This window comes from Pyxidicoccus sp. M15, from assembly GCF_056858435.1.
In genome coordinates this window covers 2,827,239-2,840,107 of record NZ_CM166495.1, presented here as the reverse complement: position 1 = coordinate 2,840,107, position 12,869 = coordinate 2,827,239, and the positions used below count along the sequence as shown (strand labels likewise).

The 12,869-nt window shown below is 68.5% G+C and carries 13 protein-coding genes; 2 read left to right on the top strand and 11 right to left on the bottom strand.

The genetic code is table 11. The features are described from left to right. Positions 1-46: 46 nt before the first annotated feature. Together ACX9TP_RS11535 and ACX9TP_RS11530 are read left to right on the top strand one after the other, a co-directional pair. Complete coding sequence (locus ACX9TP_RS11535; RefSeq protein WP_482979755.1) at positions 47-637, top strand: hypothetical protein; 591 nt, start codon at positions 47-49, stop codon at positions 635-637. 72 nt (positions 638-709) lie between these two features. Next, positions 710-1,669, top strand: coding sequence for a phosphoribosylaminoimidazolesuccinocarboxamide synthase (locus tag ACX9TP_RS11530; protein ID WP_482979754.1), 960 nt, complete (start codon positions 710-712; stop codon positions 1,667-1,669). Positions 1,670-1,726: 57 nt separating this feature from the next. Here the strand turns inward: ACX9TP_RS11530 and purB are convergent, their stop codons facing one another. The 11 genes from purB to ACX9TP_RS11475 all read right to left on the bottom strand — a co-directional run bounded on the left by purB (position 1,727) and on the right by ACX9TP_RS11475 (position 12,742). Next, a complete protein-coding gene (gene purB / locus ACX9TP_RS11525; protein WP_482979753.1) occupies positions 1,727-3,040 on the bottom strand; it encodes an adenylosuccinate lyase in 1,314 nt (437 codons plus the stop codon). Between the two features lie 228 nt (positions 3,041-3,268). Beyond that, the gene (tnpC, locus tag ACX9TP_RS11520; protein WP_482979752.1) at positions 3,269-4,774 is read right to left on the bottom strand and encodes an IS66 family transposase; all 1,506 of its coding nucleotides are present in this window, start codon (positions 4,772-4,774) and stop codon (positions 3,269-3,271) included. Positions 4,775-4,820: 46 nt separating this feature from the next. After that, the gene (gene tnpB, locus ACX9TP_RS11515) at positions 4,821-5,186 is read right to left on the bottom strand and encodes an IS66 family insertion sequence element accessory protein TnpB (RefSeq protein WP_482979751.1); all 366 of its coding nucleotides are present in this window, start codon (positions 5,184-5,186) and stop codon (positions 4,821-4,823) included. Continuing rightward, positions 5,180-5,506: an IS66 family insertion sequence element accessory protein TnpA gene (gene tnpA / locus ACX9TP_RS11510; protein ID WP_482979750.1), complete on the bottom strand. Its 327-nt coding sequence runs from the start codon at positions 5,504-5,506 to the stop codon at positions 5,180-5,182. Before tnpA ends, tnpB begins: the two co-directional genes overlap by 7 nt. A 179-nt stretch (positions 5,507-5,685) precedes the next feature. Beyond that, positions 5,686-8,211 carry a protein kinase domain-containing protein gene (locus ACX9TP_RS11505; RefSeq protein ID WP_482979749.1) on the bottom strand — a complete coding sequence of 842 codons (2,526 nt, stop codon included), beginning with the start codon at positions 8,209-8,211 and terminating at the stop codon, positions 5,686-5,688. A 139-nt stretch (positions 8,212-8,350) separates the two neighbouring features. Beyond that, positions 8,351-8,764, bottom strand: coding sequence for a dUTP diphosphatase (gene dut / locus ACX9TP_RS11500; RefSeq protein ID WP_482979748.1), 414 nt, complete (start codon positions 8,762-8,764; stop codon positions 8,351-8,353). A 137-nt stretch (positions 8,765-8,901) separates the two neighbouring features. Beyond that, on the bottom strand, positions 8,902-9,558 hold the full coding sequence (locus tag ACX9TP_RS11495; RefSeq protein WP_482979747.1) for a hypothetical protein: 657 nt from the start codon (positions 9,556-9,558) through the stop codon (positions 8,902-8,904). Next, positions 9,555-10,109 carry a dCTP deaminase gene (gene dcd / locus ACX9TP_RS11490; protein ID WP_482979746.1) on the bottom strand — a complete coding sequence of 185 codons (555 nt, stop codon included), beginning with the start codon at positions 10,107-10,109 and terminating at the stop codon, positions 9,555-9,557. The genes ACX9TP_RS11495 and dcd overlap by 4 nt, the downstream gene beginning before the upstream one ends. Continuing rightward, positions 10,106-10,798: a dCTP deaminase domain-containing protein gene (locus ACX9TP_RS11485; RefSeq protein WP_482979745.1), complete on the bottom strand. Its 693-nt coding sequence runs from the start codon at positions 10,796-10,798 to the stop codon at positions 10,106-10,108. Before ACX9TP_RS11485 ends, dcd begins: the two co-directional genes overlap by 4 nt. Positions 10,799-10,919: 121 nt before the next feature. Continuing rightward, positions 10,920-11,930, bottom strand: a complete 1,011-nt coding sequence (locus ACX9TP_RS11480; RefSeq protein WP_482979744.1) for a M23 family metallopeptidase — start codon at positions 11,928-11,930, stop codon at positions 10,920-10,922. A gap of 14 nt (positions 11,931-11,944) precedes the next feature. Further along, positions 11,945-12,742 carry a hypothetical protein gene (locus ACX9TP_RS11475; protein WP_482979743.1) on the bottom strand — a complete coding sequence of 266 codons (798 nt, stop codon included), beginning with the start codon at positions 12,740-12,742 and terminating at the stop codon, positions 11,945-11,947. Between the last annotated feature and the right edge of the window lie 127 nt (positions 12,743-12,869).

Below are 12,869 nucleotides of genomic sequence, written 5' to 3'. Positions count from 1 at the left end.
AGTTTAGCTGGTTGATCCGGAGGGAGATCGGTATATTCCCGCTCGTATGCGTCGCTGGCTCCCTGGGCTGCTCCTCTCGCTCGTCACCGTCCTCACCGCCTGTGGTGAGGCTGGCGTGCCCGCGCGCGCCACGATGAGCGCCCGACAGGCCCTCACCAACCCGCCGGAGTTCCTGGAGTTCGAGTCCCCGGCGACGCGGCTGGAGCTGTTCCGCGAGGTGGCCCGCCAGTCCGTGGTGGAAGCCGGCCAGGCGGCGCAGGCGCTCGTGCTGTTCCCCATCACCCAGCAGGGGGAGTTGCTCGCGGCGCGGGGCTTCGACGCGAAGATGGACCTCTTCCAGTCTCCAGACGCGGGCGGCGGCATCCAGCTGGTGTTCGATGCGCGCGCCGGCGAGCGTTGGCCGGAGGACCGCCGCGAGGGCCTGCAGGGCCTGTCCGAGCGCGAGGCTGCGGAGCTGGTGGCCCGCACGCTGCTTGCCCACTGGGGCATCCACCCGGAGGGTGCGGTGCAGGTGGACCGGGCCTCGGGCTCGCCGTACGCGGTGGCCTACGTGGACGGAATCCTGCGCATCAACCCGGCCTTCCTGTACCTGGCGGCGGCGTACGGTCCCGCTTCCATGCCGGCGACGCTCCAGTAGAGTCGCGCGCCTCCAACGGAAGGCCCACCTTTCTCTCGCCACTCCCAGCGAGGGGTGGACCTCGAGGCGCTTGTGGACACCTCCGCACTTCACGCTCAGCTCTCCCTCACGCTCCAGCAGACGGACCTGCCGTCGCTCGGCCAGCAGTACCGCGGCAAGGTCCGCGAGACGTACCGGCAGGGGGACAGGCTCGTCCTCGTCACCACGGACCGGCTGTCCGCGTTCGACCACATCCTCACCACCATTCCCTTCAAGGGCGAGGTGCTGAACCGGCTCTCCGCCTTCTGGTTCGAGCGCACGAAGCACATCTGCGCCAACCACGTGCTGGACGTGCCGGACCCGAACGTCACCGTGGCGCGCGCCTGCCAGCCCTTCGCGATTGAAGTCGTGGTCCGCGGCTACCTCACCGGCAGCCTGTGGCGCGACTTCCAGAAGGGCACGCACACCGTCTACGGCGTGCCCTTCCCGGAAGGCATGCGCAAGGACGAGGCCTTCCCCGAGCCCATCATCACCCCGTCCACCAAGGCGGAGTACGGCCAGCACGACGAGCCCATCTCCGAGAAGGACCTGCTGGCGCGAGGGCTCGCCACGCCGAGGGACTGGGCGCGCGTCACCGAGGCCGCGAAGGGGCTCTTCCTGGAGGGCCAGAAGTGGGCGAGGACGCGGGGCCTCATCCTCGTCGACACCAAGTACGAGTTCGGCAAGGTGGGCGACACGCTCTACGTCATCGACGAGATGCACACCCCGGACTCCAGCCGCTACTGGGTGGCGGACGAGTACGAGGCGCGCTTCGCGAAGGGCGAGGACCAGCGCATGCTGGACAAGGAGAACATCCGCCAGTGGCTCATCCGCGAGCGGAACTTCTCCGGCCAGGGCACCCCGCCCGTCATCCCCGACAGCGTGCGCGAGGACCTGGCCACCAAGTACCTCGCCGCCTACGAGCGGATTACCGGCGCGCCGCTGACGCTGGAGCCCGGTGACGTGCACGCTCGAATCGAGCGCAACCTGCGCGCGAAGGGCTACCTCAAGTAGGCCCTCGCGAGGCCGGAGCCCCCGTGGCTCCGGCCCGCTTCCCCCAGGGCCGGGGGACTACTCGCTCCGGCCGAACACGCGGCGGAACACGTCGTCCATGTGCCGCGTGTGGTAGCCCGGGGAGAAGCAGTCGGAAATCTCCTCGGGCGTCATCATCTTCGCCAGGTCCGCGTCCGAGAGCAGGGCCTTGCGGAAGTCGGTGCCCTCCTCGTACAGCTTCATCGCGTTGCGCTGGACGATGACGTACGCGGCCTGCCGGTCCATGCCCTTGCGCGCCAGCTCCAGCAGCAGCCGCTGCGAGTTCACCACGCCGCCGAGCAGGTCCAGGTTCTTCTTCATCTGCTCCGGGTAGACGCGCAGGTCCTCCATCAGCCGCGCGAAGCGCACGAGCATGAAGTCCATGAGGATGGTGGCGTCCGGGCCGATGACGCGCTCCACGGAGGAGTGCGAGATGTCCCGCTCGTGCCACAGCGCCACGTCCTCCATGGCGCTCACCGCGTAGCCGCGCAGCAGGCGCGCCAGGCCGGTGAGATTCTCGGAGAGGATGGGGTTGCGCTTGTGCGGCATCGCGCTGGAGCCCTTCTGTCCCGCCGTGAAGGGCTCCTCCGCCTCGCGCACCTCGGTGCGCTGCAGGTGGCGAATCTCCACCGCGAACTTCTCGATGCTCGAGCCCAGGAGCGCCAGCGCGGTGAAGAACTCCGCGTGCCTGTCGCGCTGCACCACCTGGCTGGAGGCCGGCGCAGGCTTGAGGCCCAGCTTGCGGCAGACGTGCTCCTCCACCGCCGGAGGCAGGTGCGCGAAGGTGCCCACCGCGCCGGAAATCTTGCCCACGGCGATGGTGTCGCGCGCGTGCAGGAGGCGCGTGCGGCCGCGGCGCAGCTCGTCGAACCAGATGGCCAGCTTGTGGCCGAACGTAATCGGCTCGGCGTGGATGCCGTGGCTGCGGCCCATCTGGAGCGTGTGCTTGTGCTCGAAGGCGCGCTTCTCCACCGCGGCCATGACGCGCTCGAGGTCCTTGAGGATGAGGTCCAGCGCGTCGCGCAGCGTGAGCGCCAGGGACGTGTCGAGCACGTCCGAGGACGTCATGCCCAGGTGCAGCCAGCGCGCGCTGGGCCCCACCCGCTCCTCCATGAAGGTGAGGAAGGCGATGACGTCGTGCTTGGTGGTGCGCTCGATTTCCTCAATCTTCGCGGCGTCGGCGGCGGTGAAGTCGCCGGCCTTCTGGAGGCAGTCGGCCAGCGCCTCGCGGGGAGCGAGCCCCGCCTCCACCATGCCCTCCAGCGCGGCGAGCTCCACGTCGCGCCAGCGGCGGTAGCGGGCCTCGTCGGACCAGAGGGAGGACATCTCCTGTCGGCTGTATCGCGGAATCACGGGCAGACCTTCGCGGCAAGGTCCACCGCGCCGTGAGCCGGAGCCACTCCAGCACGGCGTCGGAGGACGGACCTGACTTCCTCGCGGCGGGTCCTACCCCTCCCGTCGCCCCACCGCCAGCGCTTCTGTTCGGTATCCGTACGGCGGACGACGTGCCGGACCGCTTGAGGATGGACGGGCGCTGTGCTCGGCGGTGGGCGTGAGCGGGGCGGACGTGAGCGACGGTGCTCAGGAGGAGTCGGCGGCGCGCAGGCGCTTCCACTCGTGGGGCAGCATCTCGCCGATGCGCGAGTCGGGGTGCGTCTGGACGCGCAGCAGCACGTCCGCGAGGTAGTCCTCGGGGTTGACGTCGTTGGCCTCGCAGGTGGCCACCAGCGCGTAGAGACCGGCGAGGTTTTCACCCGCGGCCTCGTGGCCCACGAAGAGAAAGTTCTTCCGGCCCAGCGCTGCCTTGCGCAGGGCCGCCTCGCTCCGGTTGTTGTCCAAGGGCAGGCGTTCATCCGAGACGAAGCGGCTCAGGGCGTCCCATTGCTTCAGCGCGTAGGAAATGGCCTGCCCCAGCGGCCCCTTGGGAGGATGCCGTGGGGTCTGCGTCTCCAGCCAGGCGCGCAGTTGCGCGAGGACGGGCGCGCTGTGAAGTTGGCGAAGCTCGCGGTGGACGGCCGTGCGCACCACCAGCGCCTCGCGCGCCTGGGCCTCCACCCGGTAGAGGGCCAGGATGAAGTCCAGAGCCTCGCGCGCCTCGGGCGCGGTGGCGAGCGCGTCGAAGAAGCGGCGGCGGGCATGAGCCCAACACCCGACGCGGGTGCGTCCGTCCGGCAGCGTCACCGGGTTGTAGCCGGTGTACCCGTCCACCACGAGCGCGCCCGTGGTGCCGCCCAGCACGTCCTGGGGCGTCTTGCCCCCGCGTCCCATGCTGAAACGGTAGCCGATGAGCCACTGGCCCTTCTCGTTCTGGGTGAGGAAGGTCCAGAGGTAGCCCAGACGCGTCTTCTTCGCGTCCAGCACTCGCAGCGGCGTCTCGTCGGCCCACACCACTTCGGCGGACGCAATGCATTGCAAGAGGTGGCGCGAGAGCGGCAGCAGCACCGAGGCGGACAGGTGGAAGAGGTCCGTCAGGGTGCTGCGGCTCATCGGCACCCCGCCTCTCTCAATCCGCTGAGCGAGCCGATGCAGGGGCATGGCGTCGGCGCACTTGGACGTCACCACGTGGGCGAGGAAGCCGGGGCCGTACTCGCCCCTGTCCACCACCTTGGCGGGCGCGGGCGCCGTCACCACGCCCCCGCCGCACTTGCACGAGAGGACTTCCTGCACGTGCACCTGCCGCTCGAAGCGGGCGGGCAGGTACTCGTACACCTCGGTGGTGCGGCCCTTGCCCAGCGGCTTCAAGTCCTCGCTGCCGCAGGCGGGGCAGTGGCGCTCCTCGGCCGGGACGGCGTGGCGAATCTCGCGCGTGGGCGCCCCCTCGGCCTTGCGGGCCGCTCGCTCGCGCCGCTTCTTCAGTGCCGCCGCCTCCCGCGCGGCCTTCGCCTCCGCCCCCGTCTCTTCCCCGCGCAGCTCGGCTGCCACCGTCGGCAGCTTCTCCGCCTTCTTGCCGAAGACGTGGCGCTGCAGGGCCGCCATCTGCCCCTTGAGGACGTCCAGCTCCCCGCCGATACGGCCCACCTCCGCCTTGAGCTCCTCGGCTTCCTCGCGCCAGGGACAATGGTGGTCGAGGGGAAGGACTCGGGGCACCCACGCGTAACAACGCCTCGGGTAGGGCATTCTCCACGTGACGTGCTCAGCTACCTGTCCGCCCTGGGGGCGTCCAGGCGGGCTGGCGCTTCACCTCGGCCACGTCGATGCCGTCCAGCAGCATCGCCAGCTGCGTGGCGTCCAGTTGCACCGACTGCGCGTCGGCGTCCACGGGCGGTAGCCGGAAGCGGCCCGTCTCCAGGCGCTTGTAGTACAGGACGAAGCCGCCCCGGCTGAAGGTGAGAATCTTCACCCGGTCTCCCCGCCGGCTGACGAAGGCGAAGAGGTGGCCGGAGTAGACGTCCTCGCCCCAGCCCGTGCGTACCAGCGCCATGAGGCCGTCAATGGACTTGCGCATGTCCACCGGCCCGGTGGCCAGCAGGATGCGCACCGAGGCCGGCAGTGTCAGCACGTGGTGCGCCCCAGCGCCGCTACCAGCCGGGCCACGTAGTCCACGTCCGTGCCTGGCCCGAACCGCACCCGCACGCCCCCGGCGATGACAACCTCCAGCGAGTCCTCACCCGAGACGGGCGCGCGGCTCACCTGCACCGGCAACAGGCGCACGGGCGGCTGCGCCACGGCGCTCTCCTGGCGCCTGCGTCGGTAGACCCACGACTGCAAGGTGCTCAGGCGCAGCCCCTGGCGCCCGGCGAACTCCCGCTGCGTCAGCCCGCTCGCTTCGAACTCCTCGGCGACGCGCAGCCACTCAGGCTTCTCAACTCTTTTCCGCACGCCTCGACGGATGACCTGTCTTCGTCATCCGCTCAATGCCCCGCAGCACGTCGTCCGTCGTACGGATACTCTGTTCGAGCGCTTTCGCTGGCGGTCAGGCCGGCGACGTCACACGGACTGTTGGCCATTGGCCGTAGGGCCCGGCGAGCGAGCCCTTCACGGCACAGGAGCACAGAGGCTCAGGGCCTCGCACCCGCGCAGCAGCGGAAGCCCACCGAGCCCGAGCGCTCCGTCGGGGCGCCGTTTCTCCGGGCCGAGCAGCGCGACGCATAGTCCTGCCGGTTGAACGCGCCACCCTTCTGCGTGAAGTCCACCTTGTCGAACTTCGTGGCCGTCCACTCCGCCACGTTGCCGGCCAGGTCCACCACGCCATAGGCGGAGCGGCAGTCCTTGAAGGCGCCGGAGACCGCCACCTTGCGGTCCACCCCCGAGGTGTCCCCGGTGTTGCAGGTGTTCGCGTCGTACGGGTTGCCGTACGGGAAGCGCGCGTTGCCCGGGCCCTTGCAGGCCTTCTCCCACTCCGCCTCCGAGCACAGCCGCTTCCCCGCGCCCTCGCACAGGGCGCGGGCCTCCTCCCAGCTCACCTCCACCTTCGGCGCCTGCCCGGCCTGGTTGGGGTACTCGTACTCGTCGATGCAGAAGGTGGGCACCTGCAGGGTGGTGAGCTGGAGCTCGTCGAGGAACTTCATCGAGTCGTCCGCCGGCGTCCCCATCTTGAACGCGCCGCCACTCACCCGGCGCATCCCCGCGGGACAGTCCCCCACGGGCGCGGCCACGGCGGAAGTCCCCTCGCCAGCGGGAGGAACCACGCCCTCGCGGCCTCCCTGACCGAGCGGCACGGGGCCCGCCGGGTTCGCGGAGGCCAGCGACTGCTGGCGCAGGCGCATCAGCAGATATCCGCCGCCGAGGCCCAGGGCGAGTCCGCCGATGATGAGGAGCACCATCCACAGGGTGGAGCGCGACTTCGACTTCGCCGCCCGCATGACGGGCTGCGTGGGCAGCGCGCCGATTCGCGGGGCGGAGCGCGCCGCGGACGTCGTCGGCGAGTCCAGACGCCGCGCGCCCGAGCGGGCTCCCGACATCGCGGGCGAGGAGTCCAGCGTGCGCGGCCCGGAGCGTGCGCCGGAGACCGCGGGCGACAGGTCCAGGGTGCGCGGCGCCGTCCGAGCAGCGGACACCGCCGGAGTGGCCTCCAGCGTCGGCATGCTGGCGCGCACGCCGGAGACCGAGGGCCCAGCATCCAGGGTGGGCGCGCTGGAGCGAGCCGTCTCCGCCTCCATGCGCGCCGAGGAGGCCCGGGGCTGCGCGGTGGGCGCCTGCGCCGGAGGAGACCGGGGCGCGGGCGGCGATGACAGGGAGGGCACCGGCCCCGAAGGCCGGGGCGCCGGAGACGGCATGGAGGGCACCGGTCCCGAGGGCCGGGGCGCGGGGGCCGCAGGCGCCCTGGGCGCGGGCGGGGTGACGAACGGCAGGGCCTGTTCCGTCAGCCGCTGCGATGGGTGCCCGCCGCCTCCTCCCGGCGGCGGCAGCGCGCCGCCCATGATGGCCGCGAGCGTCGCCGCATCCAGGGGCTGCGTGGCGTCGGGCGGGGGCGGCTCCTCCTCCTCGGGAGGAAGGGGCCTGGGCGCGGCGACACCGGGCGAGGCGACTCTGGGCGGGGCCAGCTCGAGCGGGACGGAGGGAAGCATGCCGGTGGGCACCGGCGGAGGCGGCGGAGGCCGGGACACGGCCTTCGCGGCCTGTGAGCCCGGAGGCGCGCGCTGCGCCGTCACGATGGCGGCCGGCGTGCGCGAGAGGATGCTGGCGAGCTCCGCGTGCAGCTCCCCGGCCGTCTTCGGACGGGCCAGCGGGTTGGGGTTGAGCGCGCGCCGGTAGAGCGCCTCGAAGGACGTCGGCAGGTCCGGGTGGTGCATCGACAGCCCGGGGATGACGCCCTCTTCCGGGAGCAGCCCCGCGACGAGCTCGCCCAGGATGACGCCGAGCGAGTACACGTCCATGCGCGTGTCCAGCTCGCCGCCGGCGATGTACTCCGGGGCGATGTAGACGTCCGCGCGGTGGCCCTTCTGGGCCTGGACGAAGGGCAGGTGCGGCACCGCCAGCCCGAGCCCGTAGTCCGTCACCTTCAAGAGGTCCGGCAGGACGATGACGTTCTCCGGCTTGAGGTCGGAGTGCGGGCCGAAGCGGTGCGCGGCGTCCAGCGCGGCGGCCATCTGGGCCACCAGCGGCTCCACGTCCTTCAGGGAGAAGAGCTGTCCACGCGTGGCGCGCTGCTCCAGCATCCGCCGCAGCGTCATCCCCTCCAGCAGCTGCATGGTGAAGAAGGGCCGGTCTCCTTCCTGGCCCTCCTCGTACACACGCAGGAGGTTGGGGTGGTTGAGCTTCTTGCCCACGCGCAGCGACAGCGAGAACTGGGTGCGCTCCTCCGGCTGCTGCACCAGGCGCGGGTGCACGGCCTTGAGGGCGAGCTCGACGTCAATCTCCTGGTCCTGGGCCCGGAAGACGAAGCCCATGGGGCCGGAGCCCACCACCTCCTGGATGGCGTAGCGGCCGGCGACGACGTCCCCCGGCTTGTAGGGAGCGCCCTCCAGACCCCGCCTGCGCGCGGCGCCGGCCTGGGGGCGCGACGTCGCGTCGTACTTCAGCCCGCAGGTGGGGCAGGTGTCTGTCGTCGGTGGGACGTGACTGCCGCAACGGTGGCAAAGCAAAGCGGTGGGACTCCAGGGGCCAGTCGGGGGATGGCCACCACGGGGGGCGGCTCAACCTCATATTCTGCCCGCTCCCCTGACAGCAAGGAACGACGAGCGGAGTCCGGTGCCTAGAGGCCCGTGACTTGACGAAAAGGAGCTAGTCCAGGACCTCCACTTCGCGCAATACTACATGTGCGACAGGGGCTATCACAAGCTGGGCGACGCGATCCCCCCTTTGAAAAGTGTAGGGCTCCCGGGAAAGATTTATGAGGAGAATCATGATCTCCCCACGGTAGTCCGCATCAACAGTACCTGGTGAGTTGAGGACTGTGATGCCATGATGTAGCGCCAGACCTGAGCGAGGTCGAACCTGCCCCTCGTAGCCGAGTGGGATCGCCACCGCAATACCTGTAGGCACAAGCGTCCGCTCCATCGGATGTAGCACGCGCTCTCCATCAATATCCGCATGGAGGTCTAGCCCTACGGAGTCCCTCGTCCAATAGCGAGGTAGTGGCAGTGGAGTTGGGTGGGTGCTCACACGACGCACTGGCACAATCAGTTGGGTACGCATGCCCTCAAGAGTAGCACGAGCCATGCGGCTGGCTTCGCTGAGTACTCACTCGGCACCCATGTTTCCAAACTACGCTAATTGGCACACTATCGATGCGCCGCACAAAGCAGGCAATGCTCCTCATTAACAATCGAGGGTCACCCGACTTCGCTTCTGAAACCTTCCTTCCTGCCAGTCAAGAACGGCCAATCCAAGAGCAGAGTAGATGACCACGTTTCCAGTTGGTACATCCCGCCACAAAGATAGGAGACATTCTCAAAAGCGGAAGTTCCATCGCGAACTCGAATGGATCCGAAGTCCACACCAACATCACAAACAGCAATAATCCCCAAATGAACGCGGGAGACTTCAGTACTATCATCACGTAAGTAGCCCATCCACTGACTGTCGATCTTCTGCGACGCTCCCTGCCAGTCAATCTCCTCGGCCAACTCACGTTGAACAGCGCGGTCGATTGTCGTCCTCAAATCCACCACTCCGTCTTTTGCTACAACGTCACTCACATTAACATGTCCTCCCAGGCCAATGGAATGGAGCCCCTTGAGTCGAGACTCGCCAGACTTTTCTCGCCTAAAGATAAGAATGCGCTCACCTGAGATAACCACACAGTAAACAACAAGCTGGCGGAACGCCTCTGCGGTCTCCAATACAGACCTAGGGCCGAGCCAAAGATGCCCAGGAGGGATGAGTGCTCCAATCTTGTCGCTTGGCAATCTAGAAAAGCCTTCAGCCAGAGAACGAGCAACCCATGCACTTTCCACACACAAAAGGGTCTCGACAGATGCGTTAGTCATGGCTTGTGCCCCTTCACCTCACGCATAGCGGTTGGGCGTTCGGCGCCTTGGTACCGACCAGCATAAGCATCCGCTTTTCTCAATGCCGTCGAAAGTTTCACGACAAACAACTGGGCAATCGCCATGCCGGGCGCCAACTGAAGCAGGAAGTCGCCGAGATTCACAAGCTCAAACGTTATGCGCCCGCGAAAACCTGCATCGACCTGACCATCACACATATTCGTCATTACAAATGCGCGAGCAATGGAGCCCTTTGTTTGAATAAACCCCATGCAGTCCAGCGGCATCTGCACATGTTCTTCTGAACTGGCAAGGATCTTTGCTCGGGGAGGAAAGTCAAGCAGTTCGCCGTTATTGAGCGTCCGCGATTCCGTCTTGAGTTCTCGGGGAGGAACGAAAGGGTTCTTTGGAAACTCCACGTACCAAGAGAACGTATCATGTAGGTGCAGGGTGATCGACGCAACATCAACCACTGGCTCGTTACTTTGCCGCACAACAAAGCCAGGATTTGATTCAATCAAGGACTGCAAGTCAGGACGCGACAGAATCACTGAGCACTTTCTCCTTCTGGCTTTGCAGTTGGCGCAACGTTTTGCCTGCCATTCCTATCGTCTTGAGAAGGAAGAGTGGGCTGGGAAGCCGATGAAGCGCTCGACGTAGTCCAAGACTGCCGAACTTCCTTAATCACTTCTCCCACGGTCTGCCCAGCACAGCCCGCCACAAGCGTTATTGCGGCGACGAAAATTTGCACACCATGCTTCCGAATAAAATGCCATCGCGGCCGCTTGCCTTGAACAGGGAAGTACACCTTGCGCGGCGCAGCGGCGAAAGACCTTCTCTCTAAGTCAATAAAGTAGAGCGAGGCAAAGGCCATTCCAGTCTTCAGTCGCACAACACTGGCGCCCGAATTGAACACCGGGACAAGCAGATGGTCATCAAACATTGGATCGATTTTTGTGTTTGCAACCACCAATCCTGCAGCGGCGAGGGACCCCTTCGAACACACGACGCCAAAAACCCCATCCGGGATAGCTACTCGCTCCGCCGTGCGAACAACAATGGCCGTCTTTGGCTGCAACACAAGCTCACCCGAGATACTCTGAAAAGTATCCTCGTCTGAGTATCTAAACTCCCCGCCCACCGATATGTCGCACGTGACGAGATCTGCTGATGTCGCAGATTGCGCTCCGCTGACAACTATTCCACGAGCGGCAAAGTTGTCCCTTATGATTACCATCATCCAACTCCAAGAGCAGCCCAGTTAGCACATGAGGGGGCCGTAGCACCGTCAATAGGCGCCTAGCACTCCGGCATCCTCCATCTACACCGGGAATTCCGCAATGGATGTTAGTTACGCCCAATCATGGTCCGAGGGGCCGAGACATGGCATCCAACTTGGTGCGGAACTTCAGCGGGTCCATGGGCCGCGAGGCGAGCTCCAGCTGGTAGTGCAGGTGCGGCCCGGTGGAGCGGCCGGTGTTGCCCGAGCGGGCGACGAGCTGCCCGCGCTCCACCCGCTGCCCCACCGTCACCACCAGCTCCGAGTTGTGGCAGTACGCCGTCGTCACGCCGCGCCCATGGTCCAGCACGAGGACGCGGCCATTCACGGCGTCCTCGCTCGCGCGCCGCACCACGCCCGCGGCCACCGCCACCACGGACGTGCCGGTGGGCACGCTGAGGTCCACGCCGGTGTGCATCTTCCGGGTGCCCAGCACGGGGTGGAGGCGCTCGCCGAAGGGGCTCGACACCCGCGCGCCCTCGTGGACCGGCCACGCCAGGCCGAACGCGGTGGCCAGGGCCAGGGCCTGCGCCGCGCCCACGGACGCGCCCTCGAAGCCGGGAGGCAGCTGCCCCGCCAGCCGCTCCAGCGTGGGCACCCCACCCTCCGCCGTCACCCGCTCCAGCGCGTAGCGCGCGGGCACGCGGCCCACGAACAGCGCCGTCAGCCGCGCCTCGTCCCCGGGGAAGTCCGCCTCCAGCGCCGCGTGCAGCTTCTTCGCGGCGGCCGGCCCCTCCCCCGCGTCGAGCAGCGCCGTGGAGGACACGCCCACCTCCGTGGCCAGCGCCAGCACGGGCTGCCGCGCGCGCACGTCCAGGCCCTTGAGCGCCAGGTGCGTGCCCCAGGCCAGCGCCTCCGCGTCCGTCAGCGGCCTCGCCAGCGGCGCCTCGGGCGCCACCAGGGGCTCGGACAGCGACGTGCCCGTCACGCCGTCGTAGTACGCGAGCAGCGGGCGCGCGGTGCTCCGCGTCCCGGTGGCCCACGCCGCGCCCCGGCGCACCAGCGCGCCCGCGGGCGTGTGGTGGTACGCCGCCCACAGGCACAGCACCGCCATGCAGAAGTCCAGCAGCCCCTTCGCGCGACTCGGGAACATGGACGGGGCCCCAGTCAGCGCAGGAAGGACAGCACCGGAGACGCATCCAACACGGCCGCCATCGCCAGCGGCACCACCACCGCGCACCCCACCAGCCCGCGGCGGAAGGCCCCCTTGCCTCCCTCTTCCTCACAGGCCGCGTCCGCCGCCTGCAGGTTGCGCAGCACCGCGCGCCACCCCAGCGTCACCCCCACGCCCAGCAGCGTGCCCAGGGCCAGCCCCCGCGCCACCACGTCCGCCGCGCCGTCCCCCATCAGCTCGCGCCAGGAGAGGTACACGGTGCCCTGGACGAGCCGCGCCACCGCGCACGCCCCCGCCAGCGCCACCGCCGCCGTGGCCAGCGGCCGCAGCCACCGCATGGGCGTGGGCCGGCGCAGGCACCGCTGCCACAGCGCCTTCCACGAGGGCCGGGCCGGCTGCTGCCCCATCGCCGCGCGCCAGGCCTCCGCCGGCGCGGGCGCCCGCGCCTCCCGGTAGCCGAGCGCGGGCAGTGCCAGCACGAGGTCCGCGGACAGCTCCCACGCCAGCGCGAGCATGCGGGCCAGCCGGGTGCGCGACTCCAGCGACAGCCACTCCACCATGGGCGCGGTGACGTCGTAGCGGCCCACCAGCGCGTCGAAGAGCGCGTCCGCCCGGTCCACCACCGCCAGCAGCCGGTCGTCCAGCGTGTCCGCCGCGGAGTGGACACCCACGGCCACCAGCGCCAGCAGCCCCAGCGGCATGAAGGCCCACCGGAAGCCGCCGAGGAAGCGGGACACGTCGGAGAGGAAGCTCGAGGGCGGCGGCGAGGCGGTGGGCGGTCGGGGCGGCACGAGGCCTCCAGGACGGGGCTCGCACCTCCAACGCACGGCCCCCTGCCCCCGGTCTAAGCCATCCGCGCCCGAAACGAAAACGCCCCCTCCCGCGCGGTGGCGGAAGGAGGCGTCATCCGCTCAGGCC